At 48.3% G+C, this 21,852-nt stretch carries 28 protein-coding genes; 12 read left to right on the top strand and 16 right to left on the bottom strand.

From position 1 onward, the window contains the following. Position 1: 1 nt before the first annotated feature. The 11 genes from npr to M979_RS15180 all read right to left on the bottom strand — a co-directional run bounded on the left by npr (position 2) and on the right by M979_RS15180 (position 8,115). Positions 2–274 carry a PTS phosphocarrier protein NPr gene (gene npr, locus M979_RS15230; protein ID WP_034459769.1) on the bottom strand — a complete coding sequence of 91 codons (273 nt, stop codon included), beginning with the start codon at positions 272–274 and terminating at the stop codon, positions 2–4. Then, positions 271–1,125, bottom strand: a complete 855-nt coding sequence (rapZ, locus tag M979_RS15225; RefSeq protein WP_034459766.1) for an RNase adapter RapZ — start codon at positions 1,123–1,125, stop codon at positions 271–273. Before rapZ ends, npr begins: the two co-directional genes overlap by 4 nt. A 54-nt stretch (positions 1,126–1,179) precedes the next feature. Further along, positions 1,180–1,671, bottom strand: coding sequence for a PTS IIA-like nitrogen regulatory protein PtsN (gene ptsN / locus M979_RS15220; protein ID WP_034459764.1), 492 nt, complete (start codon positions 1,669–1,671; stop codon positions 1,180–1,182). 203 nt (positions 1,672–1,874) lie between these two features. Next, positions 1,875–2,162 (bottom strand): ribosome hibernation promoting factor, encoded by a 288-nt coding sequence (gene hpf / locus M979_RS15215; protein WP_034459762.1) that lies wholly within the window; start codon positions 2,160–2,162, stop codon positions 1,875–1,877. A gap of 22 nt (positions 2,163–2,184) precedes the next feature. Then, a complete protein-coding gene (gene rpoN / locus M979_RS15210; protein ID WP_034459760.1) occupies positions 2,185–3,618 on the bottom strand; it encodes an RNA polymerase factor sigma-54 in 1,434 nt (477 codons plus the stop codon). Positions 3,619–3,722: 104 nt separating this feature from the next. Continuing rightward, a complete protein-coding gene (gene lptB / locus M979_RS15205) occupies positions 3,723–4,448 on the bottom strand; it encodes an LPS export ABC transporter ATP-binding protein (protein ID WP_034459758.1) in 726 nt (241 codons plus the stop codon). A gap of 6 nt (positions 4,449–4,454) precedes the next feature. Beyond that, positions 4,455–5,012: a lipopolysaccharide ABC transporter substrate-binding protein LptA gene (gene lptA, locus M979_RS15200; RefSeq protein WP_064555441.1), complete on the bottom strand. Its 558-nt coding sequence runs from the start codon at positions 5,010–5,012 to the stop codon at positions 4,455–4,457. Continuing rightward, a complete protein-coding gene (gene lptC, locus M979_RS15195; protein ID WP_034459753.1) occupies positions 4,981–5,556 on the bottom strand; it encodes an LPS export ABC transporter periplasmic protein LptC in 576 nt (191 codons plus the stop codon). The genes lptA and lptC overlap by 32 nt, the downstream gene beginning before the upstream one ends. Then, positions 5,553–6,119 carry a 3-deoxy-manno-octulosonate-8-phosphatase KdsC gene (gene kdsC / locus M979_RS15190; RefSeq protein WP_064555439.1) on the bottom strand — a complete coding sequence of 189 codons (567 nt, stop codon included), beginning with the start codon at positions 6,117–6,119 and terminating at the stop codon, positions 5,553–5,555. The genes lptC and kdsC overlap by 4 nt, the downstream gene beginning before the upstream one ends. Positions 6,120–6,135: 16 nt before the next feature. Continuing rightward, positions 6,136–7,122 (bottom strand): arabinose-5-phosphate isomerase KdsD, encoded by a 987-nt coding sequence (gene kdsD, locus M979_RS15185; RefSeq protein ID WP_034459749.1) that lies wholly within the window; start codon positions 7,120–7,122, stop codon positions 6,136–6,138. A 15-nt stretch (positions 7,123–7,137) separates the two neighbouring features. Then, positions 7,138–8,115, bottom strand: a complete 978-nt coding sequence (locus M979_RS15180) for a calcium/sodium antiporter (RefSeq protein ID WP_064555436.1) — start codon at positions 8,113–8,115, stop codon at positions 7,138–7,140. 231 nt (positions 8,116–8,346) lie between these two features. Between M979_RS15180 and mlaF the strand changes: the two genes are divergently transcribed. The 7 genes from mlaF to murA all read left to right on the top strand — a co-directional run bounded on the left by mlaF (position 8,347) and on the right by murA (position 13,160). Beyond that, the gene (mlaF, locus tag M979_RS15175) at positions 8,347–9,162 is read left to right on the top strand and encodes a phospholipid ABC transporter ATP-binding protein MlaF (protein ID WP_034459745.1); all 816 of its coding nucleotides are present in this window, start codon (positions 8,347–8,349) and stop codon (positions 9,160–9,162) included. A gap of 7 nt (positions 9,163–9,169) precedes the next feature. Continuing rightward, positions 9,170–9,952, top strand: coding sequence for a lipid asymmetry maintenance ABC transporter permease subunit MlaE (gene mlaE, locus M979_RS15170; RefSeq protein ID WP_034460130.1), 783 nt, complete (start codon positions 9,170–9,172; stop codon positions 9,950–9,952). A gap of 4 nt (positions 9,953–9,956) precedes the next feature. After that, positions 9,957–10,508 (top strand): outer membrane lipid asymmetry maintenance protein MlaD, encoded by a 552-nt coding sequence (mlaD, locus tag M979_RS15165; protein ID WP_034459743.1) that lies wholly within the window; start codon positions 9,957–9,959, stop codon positions 10,506–10,508. Positions 10,509–10,526: 18 nt separating this feature from the next. Next, on the top strand, positions 10,527–11,156 hold the full coding sequence (mlaC, locus tag M979_RS15160; protein ID WP_034459740.1) for a phospholipid-binding protein MlaC: 630 nt from the start codon (positions 10,527–10,529) through the stop codon (positions 11,154–11,156). Next, positions 11,156–11,458 carry a lipid asymmetry maintenance protein MlaB gene (gene mlaB, locus M979_RS15155; RefSeq protein WP_034459737.1) on the top strand — a complete coding sequence of 101 codons (303 nt, stop codon included), beginning with the start codon at positions 11,156–11,158 and terminating at the stop codon, positions 11,456–11,458. Before mlaC ends, mlaB begins: the two co-directional genes overlap by 1 nt. Before the next feature lie 125 nt (positions 11,459–11,583). Further along, the gene (gene ibaG / locus M979_RS15150; protein WP_034459734.1) at positions 11,584–11,838 is read left to right on the top strand and encodes a BolA family iron metabolism protein IbaG; all 255 of its coding nucleotides are present in this window, start codon (positions 11,584–11,586) and stop codon (positions 11,836–11,838) included. Positions 11,839–11,891: 53 nt separating this feature from the next. Then, positions 11,892–13,160: a UDP-N-acetylglucosamine 1-carboxyvinyltransferase gene (murA, locus tag M979_RS15145; RefSeq protein WP_034459732.1), complete on the top strand. Its 1,269-nt coding sequence runs from the start codon at positions 11,892–11,894 to the stop codon at positions 13,158–13,160. Positions 13,161–13,199: 39 nt separating this feature from the next. Here murA and sfsB read toward each other — a convergent pair whose 3' ends face one another. Both sfsB and ispB read right to left on the bottom strand, forming a co-directional pair. Beyond that, entirely contained in the window at positions 13,200–13,463 is a 264-nt protein-coding gene (sfsB, locus tag M979_RS15140; protein WP_034459727.1) for a DNA-binding transcriptional regulator SfsB, read from the bottom strand. Positions 13,464–13,687: 224 nt separating this feature from the next. Then, positions 13,688–14,659, bottom strand: coding sequence for an octaprenyl diphosphate synthase (gene ispB, locus M979_RS15135; protein WP_034459725.1), 972 nt, complete (start codon positions 14,657–14,659; stop codon positions 13,688–13,690). Positions 14,660–14,920: 261 nt separating this feature from the next. On the opposite strand from ispB, the gene rplU reads away from it, so the two are divergent. From rplU to cgtA, 4 genes are all read left to right on the top strand, one after another. Next, positions 14,921–15,232: a 50S ribosomal protein L21 gene (gene rplU / locus M979_RS15130; RefSeq protein WP_034459723.1), complete on the top strand. Its 312-nt coding sequence runs from the start codon at positions 14,921–14,923 to the stop codon at positions 15,230–15,232. Between the two features lie 18 nt (positions 15,233–15,250). Then, entirely contained in the window at positions 15,251–15,508 is a 258-nt protein-coding gene (gene rpmA / locus M979_RS15125) for a 50S ribosomal protein L27 (protein ID WP_024549632.1), read from the top strand. A 158-nt stretch (positions 15,509–15,666) separates the two neighbouring features. Beyond that, positions 15,667–16,632 (top strand): DMT family transporter, encoded by a 966-nt coding sequence (locus tag M979_RS15120; RefSeq protein WP_034459718.1) that lies wholly within the window; start codon positions 15,667–15,669, stop codon positions 16,630–16,632. Positions 16,633–16,648: 16 nt separating this feature from the next. Then, on the top strand, positions 16,649–17,821 hold the full coding sequence (gene cgtA / locus M979_RS15115; protein WP_034459715.1) for an Obg family GTPase CgtA: 1,173 nt from the start codon (positions 16,649–16,651) through the stop codon (positions 17,819–17,821). Positions 17,822–17,860: 39 nt separating this feature from the next. Here the strand turns inward: cgtA and pmrB are convergent, their stop codons facing one another. From pmrB to dacB, 3 genes are read right to left on the bottom strand one after another with little or no spacing between them, the layout of a single operon-like run. Continuing rightward, a complete protein-coding gene (gene pmrB, locus M979_RS15110) occupies positions 17,861–18,919 on the bottom strand; it encodes a two-component system sensor histidine kinase PmrB (RefSeq protein ID WP_064555434.1) in 1,059 nt (352 codons plus the stop codon). Next, the gene (gene pmrA / locus M979_RS15105) at positions 18,916–19,578 is read right to left on the bottom strand and encodes a two-component system response regulator PmrA (RefSeq protein WP_064555433.1); all 663 of its coding nucleotides are present in this window, start codon (positions 19,576–19,578) and stop codon (positions 18,916–18,918) included. The genes pmrB and pmrA overlap by 4 nt, the downstream gene beginning before the upstream one ends. Positions 19,579–19,581: 3 nt before the next feature. Beyond that, a complete protein-coding gene (dacB, locus tag M979_RS15100) occupies positions 19,582–21,015 on the bottom strand; it encodes a serine-type D-Ala-D-Ala carboxypeptidase (RefSeq protein WP_034459709.1) in 1,434 nt (477 codons plus the stop codon). 254 nt (positions 21,016–21,269) lie between these two features. Between dacB and greA the strand changes: the two genes are divergently transcribed. Beyond that, a complete protein-coding gene (gene greA, locus M979_RS15095) occupies positions 21,270–21,746 on the top strand; it encodes a transcription elongation factor GreA (RefSeq protein ID WP_034459707.1) in 477 nt (158 codons plus the stop codon). Positions 21,747–21,852 lie beyond the last annotated feature (106 nt).

The raw sequence follows: 21,852 nt of genomic DNA, 5'->3' as shown, positions 1-21,852 counted from the left end.
ATTAGTCTTCGTCAAAACCCGAATTAAAAAGGGCGATAACCGCATTCAAGGCTTGCTCTTCTTCAGGCCCAGTAACTTCAATTTCGATGTGTCCACCTTTAGCGGAATCCAGCATCAGCAATGCAATCACGCTGTTGGCTTCCGCCTCCGTGCCTGCCTCGTTACGCAGCATCACCTCGGCATCAAAGCTTTGTACCAGCTCGAACAGCTTCATTGCTGGGCGCGCATGCATGCCCAGTTTGTTAGTGATCTCAACGGTCTGTTTTACGGTCATGTTTTGCGTTTTTCCAACGTACGGTGACGGGATTGCACATTTTTGCCGCGCGAACGGAAATAGTCTGCCAGCTGTTCAGCAATATAAACTGAACGGTGTTTACCGCCTGTACAACCAATTGCCACAGTCAAATAGCTGCGGTTGTTGGTTTCCAGCATTGGTAACCATTGCTCAAGATAGCTGCGCGTCTGGTAGATAAAGTTGTGCACTTCGGTGTGACGGTCAAGGAACGCAGCGACGGGTCTGTCGAGACCGGTCATAGGACGGAGCTTAGGATCCCAGTGCGGATTTGGCAGGAAGCGCACGTCGAACACGTAGTCAGCATCGATTGGAATACCGTGTTTAAAGCCGAAGGACTCGAACACCATAGTCAATTCGCGCTCACGCTTGCCGAGCAGGCGAGTACGCAACATTTCCGCAAGTTCATGCACTGACATTTCAGAGGTGTCGATAATCAGATCAGCTCTGGATTTCAGTGGCTCAAGCAGGTCACTTTCTTCATCAATAGCACTTTCTAGCGAAAGGTTTTTGCTAGAAAGTGGATGCAATCGACGCGTGTCGCTGTATCGACGGATCAGCGTGTTACGATCGGCATCGAGGAATAACAATTGTGGCGAGAATGAGTCAGGCAGATTACTCATCGCCTGTTCAAAAATTTCCGGGTTTTCCGGCATGTTACGCACGTCGATGCTCACTGCCGCAGAAATTTTTCGCTCTGCGAGAGTTTTGGCAAGATCAGGTAACAACACCACTGGTAAATTATCTACGCAGTAGAATCCCATATCTTCTAGTGCACGCAAGGCTACAGACTTCCCTGAACCAGAGCGGCCGCTGACGATCATCAGCACCATTTTTTCACTCCCCCCAACTTCTCTTGCTGTGGCGTCAACATATCCACAGCCAGATTATTCACTTTCACTACCATTTTCTGTGTCGGTAATGATCTGATAAAGCTCTTCATCGCTTTGCGCAGAACGCAGGCGTCGACAAATTGTTTTGTCTGCCAGACGCTTTGCTACCAGAGATAAAGTGTGCAAATGCGTTTTTGTTTGATCGGCCGGTACAAGGAGCGCAAACATCAAGTCCACTGGCTGGTTATCAATCGCATCGAATGCAATAGGGGTTTCCAGTTTAATAAACACCCCAACCGCGCGAGTGGTATCTTCTTCCAGTTTCCCATGAGGAATCGCGATACCGTTACCGATACCTGTACTCCCCATACGTTCGCGCGTTAGCACGGCTTCAAAAACCACTTGTGGCGGCAGGCCGAGTTGCTTTGCGGCCAGCTCACTGATGATTTCCAGTGCACGTTTTTTACTTTGGCAATGTACGTTGGTACGAGTACATTCCTTGTTCAGGACATTACTTAGTTGTAGAGCAGAATCGTTGTTCATCATAAGTTCACCTAAGCCTCCTGTTATGCTAACGGCCCGTTAAGTAACGAGCCGTCTATACCCATCATCCTTCAACCAGCAGGGGTGTTGGCTTCACTCACTAACGCCAGTCACTTACTAAAGTAAGCCCCTGGGGATTAGCTCCCTTGCCGCCTACCTGCAACTCGAATGCTAACGGGTATATGCCAAAACAGTTGCCCGGATTATCAGTGTTGTTTTAGTTTATCTTTATGTTTGGTTAACTGGCGCGCCAGTTTATCAATTAAGCCATCAATTGCCGCATACATATCCTGGCCATCAGAGCTTGCATGGATTTCACCACCATTCACATGAAGCGTCGCATCGGCAATATGCGTGACTTTTTCCACTTTTAACACAATGTAGACTTGGTTAATTCTTTCGAAGTACTGCTCCAGTTTGGCAAACTTCGTACTCACAAAATCGCGCAGTGCGTCAGTGATTTCGACGTTATGTCCTGTAATGTTGAGCTGCATAGTGTCTTCCTTATCGGTTAAGTCATACCAGCTGTTTACGCTGATTTGACGGTGGTATGGATAAAGACTCTCGGTACTTCGCAACAGTGCGGCGTGCCACCATGATCCCCTGATCGGATAGCATAGTCGTTAACTTGCTATCACTTAGAGGTTTCGCAGGGTTTTCTGCCGCAATTAATTTCTTCACTAGTGCCCGAATCGCCGTTGACGAGGCTTCACCTCCGCCTTCGGTATTCACATGGCTTGAGAAGAAATACTTCAATTCAAAAATGCCGCGTGGACTGTGCAAATATTTTTGCGTGGTCACTCGGGAAATAGTCGATTCATGCATTTCGACTACCTGGGCGATATCAGCAAGAACCATCGGTTTCATATGCTCTTCGCCGTGTTCAAAAAAACCTTGTTGCTGCTCAACGATACAGCGACTGACACGCAGCAGCGTATCGTTGCGACTCTCAAGACTTTTAATCAACCACTTCGCTTCTTGCAGGTTACTGCGAATAAATTGCGAGTCGCTGTCGTTACGGGCATTGGTGCCCATCGCAGCGTACTGCTGATTTATTTTAAGGCGTGGAATGCTGTCGGCATTTAGTTCAACCGTCCAGCGCCCCTGAATCTTTTTGACCAGAATATCGGGAATGACATATTCGGGTTCACTGGTTTGAATCGATTGACCTGGGCGTGGATCAAGAGACTGAATCAGGCACATAGCCTCTTTCAGCACCTCTTCTTTTAAGCGAGTGACGCGCATCAGGCTACGGAAATCATGATTGGCGAGCAGATCCAGATGATCGCTGACAATCAGTCGTGCCTCGGTCAGCCACGGTGTTTCACGGGAAAATTGCGAAAGCTGGATCAGCAAGCAATCGCGTAGATCGCGTGCAGCAACCCCAACGGGGTCGAATCGTTGAACGCGTTTAAGTACCGCTTCTATTTCATCGATGGTGATTTCGTCATCACCCATGCTTTCGAGAATTTCATCAAGCGAAACTGTCAGATAGCCCATCTCATCAACAGCATCAACGATTGATGTCGCAATGGCGGTGTCGGTATCAGAAAACGGAGTAAGATCGACCTGCCACATCAGATAATCCTGAAGCGACTGGGTAGTTTCCCCCTGATAAACCGGTAACTCGTCGTCAATGTAATCTGTGCCGGTTCCTGATGGTGTACCTGCGGTGTAGATTTCATCCCAACTGGTATCTAACGGCAATTCGTCAGGCATCTCTTTTTGTTCGAGAGCTTCACGAGTATCTAACGCTTCGTTTTCACGAACTTCCTGAGTTTCAATTTCTTCATGCAGATCGGTTTGCTCAAGCAGTGGGTTACTTTCCAGTGCTTGCTGGAGTTCTTGCTGAAGCTCTAACGTTGACAGCTGCAACAGACGAATTGCCTGCTGTAACTGTGGAGTCATAGCAAGTTGTTGGCTAAGCCGTAATTGCAAACCTTGCTTCATATTCAGAGCGAGCTTCCTCAGGTATATACCCAGCATACTTCGAGTTGCAGGAACGTGGGCAACTCGAATTACCCTGAGTATTAATAATTATACTTCCTACCCTATCAGAGTCTGAACTCTTCGCCCAGATAGACGCGCTTAACATGCTCATCTTCCAGGATTTCCGCAGGCGTGCCATGGGCAATTAACTGGCCCTGGCTTACGATATAGGCTCGTTCACACACGGCCAACGTTTCGCGTACGTTATGGTCAGTAATCAGCACACCAAGCCCGCTGTCGCGCAAATGTTCGATGATTCGCTTGATGTCGATGACGGAGATTGGGTCAACACCCGCAAAAGGTTCGTCCAACAGAATAAATTTCGGGTTTGCGGCCAGAGCTCGGGCAATTTCGACACGACGGCGTTCACCACCCGACAGCGACTGCCCGAGGTTGTTGCGCAAATGCTCAATGTGAAACTCTTCCATCAACTCATTCGCGCGGTCTTCACGCTGCTCAGCGCTGAGATCATCACGAATTTGCAGGACTGCCATCAAGTTATCGAACACACTTAAGCGACGGAAAATTGACGCTTCTTGCGGTAAATAGCCGATGCCACGACGGGCACGCGCATGAAGCGGCAGCAGACTGATGTCTTCGTCATCAATAATGATGTTGCCTGCATCACGCGGAACAATGCCAACAACCATGTAAAAAGTCGTGGTTTTGCCTGCACCGTTAGGGCCAAGCAAACCAACAATTTCACCTGATTTAACGGTCAGGCTGACGTCTTCAACAACGCGGCGGCCTTTGTAGGCTTTGGCGAGGTGTTTTGCAATTAAAGTAGCCATAACGAATTAGTTACTCTTTTTCGGGGCTGGCACCGGAGCCTTGCCGTCTTTTTTCTGCAATTGAGAAGGGACCAGAACCGTGGTGACTCGTTTACCTTTTTCGCTAAAGGCCTGCATTTTCTGCTCTTTAACGAGGTAGGTAATTTTGTCGCCTTTGATATTACTGTCGACCTGCTCGAGATAAGCGTTACCGGTCAGAACGACAAAGTCGTTTTGCAACTCATAGTGCATGGTCGCTGAGTGGCCGCTAACGGGTTTACCGCTATCTTGCATCTGATAGAAAGTGGCAGGATTACCATAACCATCAATCACTTCTTTACCTTGCTCACCGCCAGGGCGGGTCACAACCACTTTATCGGCGTTAATTTTGATACTGCCTTGTGTCACGATCACATTGCCGGTGAAGGTGACGACGTTGCCTTGCATATCCAGCGACTGTTGGTCAGATTCAATATGAATCGGCTGATCGGTATCACCGGTCAGCGCAAATGCCGAAAAACTGGCGGCTAAAAGCGTACTGGTCAGTACTAAATTACGGCTGAGTTTGTTTATTCTGGATTTCATAGGATGTTCTAACCTTTTCAATCAGCTCGGCATTTTTACTGCGTAAGTTTCCACGCATTTTGAGGCCGGTAGAGTTAAAGCTGGTTCCGTACAAGGTTACCTGGTCATCAGACGCAACATCCTGAGTGACTAAATTAACCTGCGCATTGTCCGTGGTAATTTTGCGTAGCTGTGAATCTGGTGTCAGAGCTGTCAGTACCACATTCCCGTACAAATACAGCATCCGATCGTTAGTCAGTTTGGCGCGATCTGCCCGTAATGACCAGGTTGCTACTTTGTTTTCGTCATACTGTGTCATCACCGGATTGGTGAACCACGAAATAGCGGTATCGGAAAAATATTCAACATGTTCTGCGACCAGGCGGTAATTCAAAGCCCCTTCAGGACTGTAGGCGAGAGTCGTAGAATGTTCACTTTTATAGGTCGGCTCGTTACTGTTTACTGTTTGTGGCGCAACAGTGTCTTTATCGACCAGATTTACACCAATCAATACCAGTGCCAGCAATGAAAGCAGGATGATAACCCAACGTCTGGTCTTACTCATATAGATAGCCCTTTGGCCTCATCAAGCTTTCCTTGGGCCAGTAAAAGGAGATCGCAGACTTCGCGTACTGCTCCTCGCCCGCCAGCAATACGTGTAACGTAGTCGGCACGAGGAATAAGTAAAGGATGAGCATCCGCTACCGCGACACTCAAACCTACTTTAGCCATTACAGGCCAGTCGATTAAATCATCCCCGACATAAGCCACTTGCTCAGCGGGAATGGCGAGCTTATCTAATAGATCCTCAAAAGCCAGCAGCTTGTCAGATTGCCCTTGATAAAGATGGGTAATGCCAAGTGTTTCACACCTGTCTTCAAGAAGTTTTGCTTTTCGGCCAGTAATAATCGCCACTTCGATATCAGAAGTCAGCACACAGCGAATCCCATAGCCATCACGCACGTTGAATGCTTTCAGCTCTTCGCCGCTATTACCCATATAAATCAGGCCGTCAGACATTACTCCGTCAACATCTAAAATAAGCAGGCGCACATTTGCTGCCTGCTCCATCACGCGCGTGCTTACCGGCCCATAACAAGTGGCAAGAGACGCTTCATGGTTACTCATTAAGGCTAATCCTTTGTTAAACCACGCCTGCGCGTAGCATGTCATGCATATGTACCACACCCAGTAGTTGCTCGCCATCTGCAACCAGCACTGAGGTTATATGGCGAGACTGCATCAAGTTCAGTGCATCAACCGCCAATAACGTTGGGCGAACACGAATTCCGCCGACGGTCATGACATCTGCAATATTCAGGGAGTGGAGATCAACGCCCATATCAAAGACTCGACGCAAGTCACCATCGGTAAAGATCCCTTCAATTTTCATCAGGGAGTCACAGATTACGGTCATACCCATATTTTTGCGCGTTATTTCCAGTAATGCATCGCGCAATGACGCATCTTTACTGACATGCGGGATCTCATCACCAGTGTGCATAATATCGCTGACACGTAATAACAGTTTACGTCCCAATGCACCGCCTGGGTGAGAAAGAGCAAAATCTTCTGCAGTAAAGCCACGAGCTTTCAGCAGAGCAACAGCAAGCGCGTCACCCATCACAAGTGTTGCCGTGGTGCTGGACGTTGGAGCCAGTCCCAGAGGGCAAGCCTCCTGGGGAACCTTGACACATAGATGCACGTCGGCCGCTTTGCCCATTGAGCTTTCCGGGCGACTGGTGATACAAATCAGTGGCACCTGCAATCGTTTGAGAACTGGAATTAGCGCCAGAATTTCGTTCGATTCGCCAGAGTTAGAAATAGCGATAACAATATCTTGCGTGCTAACCATGCCGAGGTCGCCATGGCTTGCTTCACCTGGGTGAACGAAAAACGAAGGCGTACCGGTACTTGCAAAAGTTGCCGCCATCTTTTTACCGATGTGACCAGATTTGCCCATACCCATGACAACGACTTTGCCCTGGCAATAAAACATTTTTTCACAGGCCGCAGAAAAGTCTGTGTTGATGTATTGCTCGAGCTGATCCAGGCCTTCACGTTCGATCTTCAGTACTTCTTTACCTGCTTGCTGAAAGTCAAAACCCGGTTGTAATTCTATCTGTGACATAATTTCCGTTCCGCTTTACCCTACGACAGGTGATGCAATAAACCACAGCACCACAATCCATACGAAGAAACTACATGTTAACAGAGCACCTGCTGCCTTGCCGATAGAGCGTGATTTACGCCAGCAAAGTAATGCAAAAATGGTACTGACTACCAACATGACCCAATAGTCACGGGCAAAGGCATGCGGGTCAATTTCACCCGGTGCAATCAAAGCAGGAATTCCCAATACCAATACAATATTGAAAATGTTCGAGCCGATAATATTCCCAATCGCAATATCGTCTTCGCCTTTACGCGCACCTGCAATGGTCGTTGCAAGTTCAGGCAGACTCGTGCCAACCGCAATAATCGTCAGGCCAATCACTAACTCGCTTACGCCAAAGTAATGCGCCAGTACGCTGGCGTTATCGATAACCATACGTGTGGCCATCGGCATAATGATTAAAGCCACGGCGAGCCATAAAAATGCAACAGGACGGCTCCCTTCACGAGGAAGCTCTGCCAGCTGTTCGCGGGTCAGGTTGTCAGCCCCTTCATGTCCAGCAAGGCGAGCTATTTTAATCGTAAACAGCAGATAAGCTACTGCGACAGTAATCAGTATTACGCCATCAATACGGCTAAGTTGGTTGTCGAAAAGAAGCCATCCGATCACGCCACTGACGACTAACATTAGGGGTAATTCACGGCGTAGAATATCGGAATTCACGGTAAATGGATGTAAAAGTGCCGCGAGGCCGAGAATGAGTAAGATATTGGTAATATTCGAACCTAATGCTGTTCCCACCGCTAAATTTAATTGGCCATTTAGAGCAGCAGAGCTTGCCACGAGAAGTTCAGGTAATGATGTCCCGATGCTGACTACGGTTAAACCGATAAGAAGCGGGGGAACTCCGAAACTGCGGCAAAGTATTGATGCGGCAAACACCAAACGATCTGCCCCGTAGACAACCAAAAGCAAACCGATAATTAACAGAGCTGTAGCTAACAGCATGCAAAATCCTTTATTCAGGTATAATCGCCGGTCTCGTGTTGTGAAAGTACCGGCAGAGCATACAGATCTGTAGGTTATGATATGAATTCTTAATTCTGACTTTATGTGGCAGAAAAGTAAAACAAATGCCAATTTTCGCTAATCAGGGCAGAGAATATTCTGTGAAAATGTTGGGTTGGAACTGAGTTGCTATCCAATACTTCGTGCGTGAACTTGATAAAAGGAAAGATGATGAGCCAGACGCAGACGAATCTGGTCGAAATTCGCGATGTTAGCTTTACTCGCGGCAGTCGGCGCATCTTTGACAATATTTCCCTGAACGTGCCTCGTGGCAAAATTACTGCCATCATGGGGCCTTCAGGAATTGGTAAAACGACATTATTGCGCCTGATTGGTGGTCAGATTCAGCCTGACAATGGTGAAATCCTGTTCGACGGTGAAAACGTGCCGGCCATGTCGCGCTCGCGTCTCTATAATGTACGTAAGCGTATGAGTATGCTGTTTCAATCCGGTGCGTTATTTACTGACCTCAATGTCTTTGAAAATGTGGCATATCCGCTTCGGGAGCACCGCCGTTTGCCGGAGGAGTTGCTGCATAGCACAGTAATGATGAAGCTTGAGGCGGTGGGATTACGCGGAGCAGCTAAACTGATGCCAAATGAACTCTCTGGCGGTATGGCTCGACGGGCTGCCCTTGCACGCGCCATCGCACTCGAACCCGACCTGATTATGTTTGATGAGCCATTCGTTGGTCAGGACCCTATTACTATGGGTGTGTTGGTCAAACTGATTTCAGAATTAAACAGCGCATTGGGTGTTACCTGTATCGTGGTTTCGCACGATGTGCCTGAAGTGCTGAGCATTGCAGATTACGCCTATATTGCAGCAGATCAGCATATCGTCGCTGAAGGAACTCCAACGGCCTTGCGTGAAAATAGTGATCCGCGGGTTCGTCAATTCCTCGACGGGATTGCCGATGGACCAGTACCGTTCCGCTATCCGGCAACGGATTATCGGAATGACTTATTATCAGAAACAGGGAGTTAAGTTACTCATGCTCTTTAATGCACTGGCATCGTTCGGAGAGCGGGGTTTGAAAACCTGCGCGTCATTTGGCCGGGCCGGGATAATGCTTTTTAATGCGCTGGTGGGTAAACCGGAATTCCGCAAACATGCGCCATTACTGATTCGCCAGCTGTATAACGTCGGCGTATTGTCGCTGCTGATTATCATCGTTTCTGGTCTGTTTATCGGCATGGTTCTTGGTTTGCAGGGCTACTTAGTTCTGACGACTTATAGTGCGGAATCAAGCCTGGGGATGCTCGTTGCCTTGTCGCTATTGCGTGAGCTTGGACCTGTAGTGGCAGCGCTGCTGTTTGCAGGACGCGCTGGTTCGGCTTTGACTGCAGAAATTGGCCTGATGAAGGCAACAGAACAGCTCTCCAGTATGGAGATGATGGCGGTTGACCCTTTGCGCCGTGTCGTTTCTCCTCGTTTTTGGGCTGGTGTAATTTCCTTGCCATTACTGACGCTTATCTTTGTCGCAGTAGGGGTATGGGGAGGAGCATTGGTTGGTGTGAACTGGAAGGGAATCGACTCTGGATTCTTCTGGTCAGCCATGCAAGATGCCGTTAACTGGCGTACCGATCTGATTTACTGTGTTATCAAGAGCGTCGTGTTTGCGATAACCGTGACCTGGATTGCGTTATTCAATGGCTACGATGCTATTCCTACGTCCGCAGGGATTAGCCGGGCAACAACACGAACCGTTGTGCACGCTTCATTGGCCGTTTTAGGGCTGGATTTTGTGCTCACTGCACTGATGTTTGGGAATTAAGTTCATGCAAACTAAGAAATTTGAAACTGGGGTTGGGGCGTTTTTGATTATCGCGTTGGCTGCCATTGTCTTTTTGTGTCTTAAAGTGGCAAACGTCACTTCGCTGCGCAGTGAACCAACTTACCGGGTTTACGCGACCTTTGACAATATCGGCAGCCTGAAAACGGGTTCTCCACTGCGCCTTGGCGGTGTAGTGATTGGACGTGTTGATGACATTACTCTTGATCCAAAAACTTACTTACCACGCGTCACCCTGGATATCGAAGAACGCTATAACCATATTCCGGATACCAGTTCGTTGGCGATCCGTACTTCAGGTTTATTGGGTGAGCAGTACCTTGCGCTGAATCTCGGTTTTGATGACCCTGAACTCGGTTCATCTATCCTTAAAGAGGGCGGCACGATTCAGGACACTAAATCAGCTCTGGTGCTAGAAGACCTGATTGGCCAATTCTTGTATAAAAGCGGTAATAGCGATAATCAGAACTCAGGGGATTCCTCAGCGCAGGATTCAGAGAATAATAGTGCAGCGCCACAGCCTGGCACGACGCACTAATCTAAGAGGAAACGTTCTATGTTTAAACGACTTATTATGATTGCAATGTTGGTTATTGCACCTTTGGCTAATGCTGCGGATCAAAGTAATCCATACAAACTGATGGGCGAAGCGGCACAAAAAACATTTGATCGCTTGAAAAACGAGCAGCCTAAGATTCGTCAGAATCCGGACTATTTGCGTGATGTAGTTGGGCAGGAACTTCTGCCATATGTGCAGGTAAAATATGCGGGTGCGCTGGTACTGGGCCGTTACTATAAAGATGCAACGCCTGCACAGCGTGATGCCTACTTCAAAGCGTTCGAAGCGTATCTGAAACAGGCCTATGGCCAGGCGCTTGCGATGTATAACGGGCAATCCTATCAAATCGCACCTGAGCAGCCTCTGGGTGATGCCACTATCATAGCGATTCGCGTAACTATTGTTGATCCAAATGGCCGTCCACCTGTGCGTCTTGATTTCCAGTGGCGCAAAAATACGCAGACCGGTAACTGGCAGGCTTACGACATGATTGCTGAAGGGGTAAGCATGATTACCACTAAACAAAACGAGTGGAGCGATATCCTGCGTACCAAAGGGATTGATGGTTTGACGGCTCAACTGCAATCAATCTCTAAGCTGCCAATTACACTGGAAAACAAAAAGTAATGGCTGGTGAACTTAACTGGCAGCGTGAAGCAGCAACATTGCACCTCACGGGTGAGTTAGATAGCGATACGGTGGGGCCAGTCTGGCTCCAGCGTGAGCAAATCATGGCAGGTATCAAGGTGTTAAACCTTTCGGGTTTATCGCGCGTTGACACTTCAGGTGTAGCGCTTTTGATTCATCTTGTGGATTTCGCAAGACGTCAAAATGTTGAGATAGAACTCCAGGGCGCCAGTGAGAACTTACAGACGCTGACCAAACTTTATAATCTGCCAGAAGACATCCTTCCTGCTTTTGCAGGCTAATGTTTTCATAGCGTTACTATCATTGCCCCTGATCTTATTGGATCAGGGGCTTTTTGCTTATTTAAGCCAACGCCACTTTCCTCTAAGATGTGTGGCTTGTTTCCTTAACCGACGAATTATATCCCATGGAAAATCATGAAATTCAGACAGTGCTGATGAACGCACTGCCCCTCCAGGAAGTCCACGTCTCAGGCGATGGCAGCCATTTTCAAGTGATTGCGGTGGGTGAGTTATTCGCCGAGTTAAGTCGCGTGAAGAAGCAACAAACAGTTTATGCGCCATTGATGGAGCTGATTGCTGATAACCGTATCCATGCGGTTTCCATCAAGACCTATACTCCGCAAGAGTGGGATCGCGATCGTAAACTTAATGGTTTTTGAGCAATTCGCCACGGCGGGTTGTAACGATTTGAATTTAATAGAGAGCAGTTGCAATGGATAAATTTCGAGTTCAGGGGCCAACCCGACTGAGTGGTGAAGTGACGATCTCCGGGGCGAAAAACGCCGCGCTGCCGATCCTCTTCGCAGCGCTGTTGGCCGAAGAGCCAGTTGAGATTCAAAACGTTCCAAAACTGAAAGACATTGATACCACAATGAAGCTGTTAAGCCAGTTGGGTACCAAAGTTGAACGTAACGGTTCAGTGTGGATCGATGCCAGTGAAGTAAATATCTTTTGTGCGCCTTATGATCTGGTTAAAACCATGCGTGCTTCTATCTGGGCGCTGGGGCCGTTGGTCGCACGTTTCGGCCAGGGTCAGGTCTCTTTACCTGGTGGCTGTGCAATTGGCGCACGTCCTGTTGATTTACACATTACGGGTCTTGAACAGCTTGGCGCGGAAATCAAACTGGAAGAAGGCTACGTTAAAGCTTCTGTTCAGGGCCGCCTGAAGGGCGCGCATATTGTGATGGATAAAGTGAGCGTAGGCGCCACTGTCACCATCATGAGTGCTGCAACCCTTGCAGAAGGTACAACTATCATTGAAAACGCTGCCCGTGAGCCGGAGATCGTTGATACAGCGAACTTCCTCAACACGCTGGGTGCGAAAATCACTGGTGCAGGCACCGATCGCATTACTATCCAGGGTGTTGAACGCCTGGGTGGTGGTGTTTATCGTGTGGTGCCAGATCGTATCGAAACCGGTACTTTCCTGGTGGCAGCTGCGATTTCTGGTGGGAAAATTGTTTGCCGTAATGCCCAACCAGACACGCTTGATGCGGTGCTGGCGAAACTGCGTGAAGCGGGTGCCGATGTTGAAGTCGGTGAAGATTGGGTGAGCCTCGATATGCACGGTAAACGTCCTAAAGGCGTGACAATCCGTACTGCGCCGCACCCAGGTTTCCCTACCGACATGCAAGCTCAGTTCACTTTGTTGAACCTCGTGGCGGAAGGTACAGGCGTAATCACTGAAACGATTTTTGAAAATCGCTTCATGCACGTTCCGGAACTCATCCGTATGGGCGCACACGCAGAGATTGAGAGCAATACAGTGATTTGCCACGGCGTTGAGAAGCTGTCTGGTGCACAAGTGATGGCAACTGACTTACGCGCCTCTGCAAGCCTCGTTCTGGCGGGTTGTATCGCAGAAGGGACCACCGTGGTTGATCGTATTTACCACATCGATCGTGGCTACGAGCGCATTGAAGATAAACTTCAGGCGTTAGGTGCGAAGATTGAACGTGTGAAAGGTAATAGCGGCGAATAACATTCGTTGTGAAAAAAAACCGGGCTTGCCCGGTTTTTTTTATCTTTTCCGCATCAAGCTCGTTCGGTCAATGAACTGATGAGTTTGCGGATCGTAGTAGCGTGAAGGCCAAATCACCCAAGGTGAAGTTTCCAGTGCCTGCGCGATGATTAATTCACCTTTTGGCCAGGGTCGTGTCAACGTATTAGCCAAAGTAGAAGAGCTTAAACCTGCTTTCCGTGATTCAGCCGCAAGTGATGTTCCGCGTTTGCGCAGCCCTGCAATGATATCTGCTGGGTGCCAGTCAGTATTGTTACTTTCCATGTTTCTCCCTGTAACCGCTTCTATTTACCGGTTTACTCAATTGCGGTTATAGCACAGCATGTATCCAAAAGGCTCCAATAAATGGCGTAAAAATTCAAATTTGTGTTAACACGCACAAAGTGAATGAAACCAATGAATGCAGGGGTATGCGGGGAGTGATTTTGAGGGATTGAATAAATTTATTGGAAACTTAGTGCGCCTTTGAAGGGCGCACTAAATAGAGATTAACGATCGCGTTGAACAGCCATACGAGCCAGAGCAATTAAAGCTTCTTTGTACTCGCTTTCAGGAAGAACATTCAGAGCTGAAATAGCTTTGTCAGCTTCTTGTTCTGCTCGTAATTGAGTCCATTCCAGTGAGCCACAGGCAGCCATAGCATCTAATACTGGCTGCAGTAAATGACGCCCGTTGCCTTGTTCAATAGCTTCACGAATCATTTTTGCTTGCTCAGCGCTACCATTACGCATTGCGTGCAGTAAAGGGAGAGTAGGCTTGCCTTCGTTCAAGTCATCACCCACATTTTTACCAAGCGTTTGGCCGTCAGCACTATAGTCAAGAAGATCGTCGATAAGCTGGAAAGCAGTCCCGAGATAACGACCATAATCCTGAAGTGCCTGTTCTTGTTCTGCAGTTGCATCAGCTAAAATACCTGAGCATTGCGCTGCAGCTTCGAACAAACGCGCTGTTTTGCTGTAAATCACCCGCATATAGCTTTCTTCGGTAATATCAGGGTCATTACAATTCATCAATTGCAGAACTTCACCCTCGGCAATTACATTCACCGCTTCGGACATCACTTCCAGAACCTTGAGCGAGCCTAGTTGAGTCATCATCTGGAAGGCGCGGGTATAAATAAAATCACCAACCAATACACTAGCGGCATTGCCAAATGCAGCGTTAGCAGTTGCCTTCCCGCGACGCATATCTGACTCATCAACGACATCATCATGAAGCAGTGTCGCGGTGTGGATAAATTCAATGAGAGCCGCAATATTGATATGTGCGCTTCCCTGATAACCAAGCGTGCGAGCCGCAAGAACAGCAATCATTGGGCGGATACGTTTACCACCGCCACTGACGATGTAGTACCCTAACTGATTGATCAATTGGACATCTGAATTCAACTGTTCAAGGATGACCGCATTGACTCCCGCCATATCTTGCGCGGTTAACTCGTTAATTTTTTCTAAATTCATCGCAAAAGTCTGGCTTAAAGTCCTGTTTACCACATGTCTTTATGGAATCACGTGAGGGTAGAGGAGTAATAATGTAGTACAGATTGTACTGAAAAAACGAGGCAGATAAACGGCTGGTGTGATGTTGCGTTTTTTTTCTACTCTGTTTCATGACAGGGCTTGTCAAAGGCTCTCGTTTTGCGTAATATTCGCGCCCTATTGTGAATATTTATAGCGCCACCTGAAACATACGTAAGGTGCGTGCGGAAAGCGGAGTTTTATATGTACGCGGTTTTCCAAAGTGGTGGTAAACAACACCGAGTAAGCGAAGGTCAAACCATTCGCCTGGAAAAGCTGGACATCGCAACTGGCGAAGCAGTTGAGTTCGCAGAAGTTCTGATGATCGCTAATGGTGAAGAAATCAAAATCGGCGTTCCTTTCGTCGATGGCGGCGTAATCAAAGCTGAAGTTGTTGCTCATGGTCGTGGCGAGAAAATTAAGATTGTTAAGTTTCGTCGTCGTAAACACTACCGTAAGCAGCAGGGTCATCGTCAGTGGTTCACTGATGTGAAAATCACCGGCATCAGCGCTTAATACAGGGGAGCATATTAAATGGCACATAAAAAGGCTGGCGGCTCTACTCGTAACGGTCGCGATTCCGAAGCTAAACGTCTGGGCGTAAAACGTTTCGGCGGTGAAGCAGTTCTGGCAGGCAGCATTATCGTTCGTCAACGTGGTACTAAATTCCACGCTGGTACTAACGTAGGTTGCGGCAAAGATCATACTCTGTTCGCTTTGACTGACGGTAAAGTTAAGTTCGAAGTTAAAGGTCCGAAAAACCGTAAGTTCATCAGCATCGTTGCTGAATAAGTTTTTCGCGTCCCGGTAACGGATAGAAGCCCCGCAACACGTTGCGGGGCTTTTTACATTCTGCGGCCGGTAAAGTCAGGTATACCCGTTAGTATTCGAGTTGCACTCAATGCCCCTGCAGCTTGAAGGATTATGGGTATAGTCGCAGGGAATGAAGCATGAAACAGCAGGCTGGCATTGGCATTCTCCTGGCGCTTACAACAGCAATTTGCTGGGGTGCATTGCCAATAGCGATGAAACAGGTGCTGACGGTAATGGAACCGCCAACAGTTGTTTTTTATCGCTTCCTGATGGCAAGTCTGGGTTTGGGTTGCATTCTCGCAATACGCGGAAAATTGCCTCCGTTGGCGTTGTTCAGAAAGCCTCGTTGGTTAGGCCTGCTCGCAATTGCAACGGGTGGCTTGTTCGGCAACTTTTTGCTGTTTAGTTCATCACTACAGTATTTAAGCCCGACGGCATCACAGGTCATTGGCCAGCTTTCCCCGGTGGGAATGATGGTGGCAAGTGTGGTGGTGCTAAAAGAGAAAATGCGCGGCACGCAGGTCATCGGGGCCATAATGTTACTTTGCGGGTTGGTGATGTTTTTTAATACCAGCCTGATAGAAATTTTTACCCGCCTGACAGATTACACCCTGGGGGTGATTTTCGGTGTTCTGGCGGCGACAGTGTGGGTCACCTATGGTGTGGCGCAGAAGGTGTTATTACGCCGGCTGGCCTCGCAACAGATCCTCTTTTTATTGTACACTTTATGTACTCTTGCGCTTTTTCCATTAGCTCAGTTGGATAAAATCTTCCAACTCAGTAATTGGCAACTGGCGTGTTTAGTTTTCTGTGGCCTGAATACACTGGTTGGGTATGGGGCACTGGCAGAAGCCATGGCAAGGTGGCAGGCGGCACAGGTTAGCGCCATTATTACGCTAACTCCGCTGTTTACTTTGCTATTTTCAGATTTATTAGCGTTAGCCTGGCCCGATTTCTTCGCCATGCCGTTACTTAACCTTGTCGGTTATAGCGGTGCGTTTGTCGTGGTAGCAGGTGCGATGTATTCAGCCATTGGTCACCGTCTTTGGGGACGCTGGCGCAAAACCGAAGCTGTTCTTCCAGTACAACGTTCGGGCGAATGATTTACGGAGAAGTGAAATGAAGTTTGTTGATGAAGCAACGATCCTGGTCGTAGCAGGTGATGGCGGTAACGGCTGCGTTAGCTTCCGTCGTGAAAAATATATTCCCAGAGGTGGCCCGGACGGTGGTGACGGCGGTGATGGCGGTGATGTGTGGCTTGAGGCTGACGAAAACCTCAATACTCTTATCGACTATCGCTTTGAGAAATCTTTCCGCGCTGAACGTGGTCAAAATGGCCAGAGCCGTGACTGTACCGGTAAACGTGGTAAAGACATTACCGTTAAGGTACCTGTAGGGACGCGTGTTATCGATCAGGGCACTGGCGAGACTATGGGTGACATGACCCAGCATGGTCAGCGACTGATGGTTGCTAAAGGCGGCTGGCACGGTTTGGGTAACACCCGTTTCAAGTCATCTGTAAACCGTACACCACGCCAGAAAACCATGGGTACCCCAGGTGAGAAGCGTGATATTCAACTTGAACTGTTACTGCTGGCTGACGTTGGTATGCTTGGCTTGCCGAATGCGGGCAAATCTACCTTTATTCGTTCTGTCTCTGCAGCAAAACCAAAAGTAGCAGATTATCCGTTTACTACCCTGATCCCAAGCCTTGGTGTTGTCCGTATGGATAACGAGAAGAGCTTTGTTGTTGCCGATATTCCAGGGTTGATTGAAGGTGCGGCTGAAGGCGCAGGCCTTGGTATCCGCTTCCTGAAACACCTTGAGCGTTGCCGTGTGCTGTTGCATCTCATCGATATCGCACCAATTGACGAATCCGATCCGGTTGAAAATGGCCGGGTAATCATTGGTGAGTTGGAGAAATACAGCGAGAAACTTGCTGAGAAGCCACGTTGGTTGGTCTTCAACAAATGCGATTTGATGAGTAAAGAAGACGCCGAAGCGCGTGCAAAAGAAATTGCGACCGCAATGGGCTGGGAAGAGAAATACTACCTCATCTCTGCGGTTAATCGCGAAGGTGTGAATGCGCTGTGCTGGGATGTAATGGACTTCATCATTGCTAACCCGAAAATCGCTGAGCTTCAGCCTGTTGCTCCTGAGAAAGTCGAGTTTATGTGGGATGATTATCATCAGCAGCAACTCGATGCAGTAGAAGCAGAAGAAGATGATGACTGGGATGACGACTGGGATGAAGATGACGACGAAGGTGTCGAAATCATCTATCAGAAATAAGACGTTATCTAATGAAGGGCCGGAATTTTCCGGCCTTTTTTATTGGCTTTGCGAAGGTATCCAGCAACGTGCCAGCAGACCAGTGCCCTCTGGGCCGTTTTCCAAATCTAACCTTCCATGGTGTAACTGCACAATACGTTGGACAATATTCAGACCAAGACCACTTCCACCATAACGTTCATCCATACGACGGAACGGGTCGGTAATCGTCTTGCGGTGCTGTTCATTTATCCCCGGTCCCTGATCAGCAACCATCAGTGTTGCGCCAGCCCCCTGAGCGTCTAACGAAACCGTTATAATACTTTTCGTCGGGCTGTAACGGGATGCATTTTCCAGCAGATTACGTAGCATCAGACGCAGCAGCACTGCATCTCCTTGCACCATATTTTCACTTTCTTTTGCCCAGATAATGGTTTGCTCGCGCAAGGCAACCATTTCATCCATTTCCATTTTGAGCGGTGAAATAATGTCACGTTGCCAGTTCAAGGTATCGTAATGCCCACTCGCCAGAGCTTGCCCCGCGCGCGCGAGCATTAGCAACTGTTCTATGGTATGCATCAGCTGATCTATTCGCTCCAGCAGCATAGGAGCTTGCTGAACGCCTGAATTTGCCATCAATTCAAGATGCAACCGGATGCCGGCAAGCGGCGTACGAAGCTCATGGGCAGCATCTGCTGTAAATAAGCGTTCCTGCTGAATAGTATGAGCAAGCCTTGCCAGCAATTGATTCAGTGAATTGGTGACGGCAACCATCTCCTCCATATCGGAATACATTGGCAGAGGTGTAAGGTTATCAGCTGAACGATTAGCAAGGCTGGTGCGCAGGCGATTCAATGGACGTGTAATCCAGGTGATCGCCCAGAAAGAGAAGAACAATGTGAAACCAATCATCACCAGAGAAGGAACCAGCAATGAAGCAATAGCTTCGCGGATCTCTTTCTCTACATGCTGATTTCGTGCCTTGGCAGAAAGCGTTTCACTGACGAGGAAACTGATTTGCTCGCGGCTTTCATGCCATAACCAAATGACACTAATTAACTGGAAAAACAAAAGAATAAGAGCAAGAAGAATCATTAATCGCTGGCGCATACTATTCATGTTCGGCTCTCCAGTCGATAGCCAACACCACGCACGGTTTTTATTCTGTCCTTGCCTAGCTTGCGTCGAAGATTGTGGATATGCACTTCTAACGTATTTGAGCCTGGGTCATCCTGCCAACTGTAGATATCTTGCTGTAATGTTTCACGATGAACCGTCTGCCCGATTCGCATCATCAAGCGTGTGAGTAACGCGAACTCTTTTGGCGTGATTTCAACAGGCAGGTCTTGTAGCAGCACTTGCTGAGTTTGCAGGTTGAGTGTCAGATCATCATGCTGAAGAAGGTTATCGCTATGTCCCTGATAACGGCGAATCAATGCCCGCGTGCGGGCTTGTAACTCGGCGAGCGCAAAAGGTTTTACCAGGTAGTCATCGGCGCCCGAATCCAGCCCGTTAACTCTGTCTTCCAGCGCATCACGTGCGGTCAGTATTAGCACTGGCGTGCTGATATTGCGGCGACGCCATTGCCTTAATAGCGTCGCGCCGTCTTTATCCGGCAGGCCAAGATCGAGGATGATCATGCTGTATTCACCACTGTCTATTAGCGCATCGGCTTCGGCAGCAGTCGTTGCGCAATCAAGAGCGTAACCCTCGCTGTTCAGTGCCAGCACCAGGCCTTCCCGTAACAGTAAATCGTCTTCAACAATCAGCAGTTTCATAACTCAATTATTCTGGTAGATATCCTTATAGAGACGACTTTCAAAGCGCACTAATGGGATACGACGGTTACGTTGATCGGCAGGCTCTACGGCATAGCCTGACAAATATTGCACAAAGGCCATACGTTGGCCGCTGGCAGTGGTGATAAATCCGGCAAGGTTATATACACCTTGCAGTGAGCCTGTCTTAGCCGAAACTTTGCCGTCAACGCCCGCCTGATGTAAGCCTGCACGATACTGCAGTGAGCCGTCATAGCCGGCCAGCGGTAACATTGAGATAAAGTTAAGCTCAGTATCATTCTGGGCGATGTATTGCAGCACCTGCATCATCGTAGCGGGTGAAATCAGATTATGCCGAGACAACCCCGAACCATCTACAACGATACTATTACCTAAATCGACACCCGCCTTTTGTCGCAGGATTTGTCGTACTGCGTCGGCACCTGAACGCCATGTCCCTGGTACGCCAAAACGGTTATGTCCTATGGTTCGAAAAACAGTATCGGCGATCATGTTGTCTGATTTCTTCAGCATTACCTTTAGCAAATCGTGCAGTGGTGCAGATTGCTTGCTGGCAATTACCGTTCCAGGGGTATTGGATTGCGTCTGACGCAATAAGGTTCCGCTATAGCTGATCCCTGCCTCTTTCAGCTCGGCCTTCAAAATCGCTCCCGCATAACTGGCTCCATCTTGTATCGCGAAGGCGAGGGGGAGGGGGTCTGCACGTTGCGTCATGCAACCGGTAAGTGTGAAGCGATTCAGGTCGCCTGGCACCACATCCAGTTCACAATATTGTGCATCTGGTGAGCCTTTGGCGAGAGTTCTAACCTGGCTGAACATAACCACAGGATAGTAGGAAGCGATGCGGATAAAGGCTAAATCATCAGCTTTTGGGGCACTATAGAGCGAAACAGAGAAACAGTTTCGGTCGACAATTGCAGCGGCTGGAGGGGCGCTAAAACACTGAGTCATGTCATTCCACGGCCAGCCAGGCGCTTTGTCGTGACTGGCAAATATGGAGGTGTCGACCAGTACATTTCCCTGAATTTGTTGCACGCCTGATTTTTTCAGGACTGCGACCATATTACGAATATCCTGACGTTTTAGCGTAGGATCACCACCAAATCGGGCAATAAGGTCACCTTGCAATACGCCATTACTGACTTGCGCATTACTTTCAAGCGTGGTGTTAAACCTGAAATCTGGGCCCAATTGTAATAATGCTGCCAGAGCCGTGATGACTTTTTGGGTACTTGCGGGCAGAGCCATCTGTTGACTGTGATAGTCAATCAATGGGGCAGGCGCACCAATTTTTTGCACCATCAAAGCCAGGTTCGCGCCAGCTGGCAACTGGGAAGTATAGTCTTCAACGTTGGCGGCCTGGACGGTAAACACCACAGCACTGGTCAATCCAATGACAAATCTAAAAAATCGCATAATCTCGCGGTAACAACCTGGAAACGTAGCGCCATACTACGGTGCATCGCAGTGCAAAGTAAACGATGACCCTCAGTGAACTCCAGGGTAAAATACAGGTCAATTTGGAAACCGTTCCTGGCCTGGTGCTTTGCTCCGGGTCAGTTTTATTTTGCTTAGTGCCAGGGGTTTGGCTTATTTAAAGCAAACCAGGCTCTGGATTCAGGAATGCCATTTGGTAGTTCTGAACAGGAAAGTTTTGAAGAGGTATAACAATGCAACCTATTCCGATGACCCTACGTGGCGCAGAAAGATTACGTGAAGAGCTGGATTTCCTGAAGTCTGTGCGCCGCCCACAAATTATTGCTGCGATTGCTGATGCTCGTGAACATGGCGATCTGAAAGAAAATGCTGAGTACCACGCCGCGCGTGAGCAACAGGGTTTTTGTGAAGGCCGTATCCAGGATATCGAAGCGAAGCTGTCCAACGCTCAGATTATCGATATCACCAAAATGCCAAATAATGGTCGTGTCATTTTTGGCGCGAGCGTTACAGTTTTGAATCTGGATAACGACGAAGAGCAGACTTATCGCATTGTGGGTGATGATGAAGCTGATTTTAAACAGAATCTTATTTCTGTGAACTCACCGATTGCTCGTGGCCTCGTAGGCAAAGAGCAGGAGGATGTTGTTGTTATCCGCACACCGGGTGGTGATGTAGAGTTCGAAATACTAAAAGTGGAATATTTATAATATCTGCTACGCTTTTTTACAGCGTGGCGTATTGTAAAGAAAGGAAAAAGGCCGCACCGCGGCCTTTTATCAACTAACAGAGCGTGGCATTTTGCACACTCTCTGC

Source organism: Buttiauxella noackiae ATCC 51607 (assembly GCF_001654865.1).
GTDB lineage: Bacteria > Pseudomonadota > Gammaproteobacteria > Enterobacterales > Enterobacteriaceae > Buttiauxella > Buttiauxella noackiae.
This window is presented reverse-complemented; position numbering and strand designations above follow the sequence as displayed.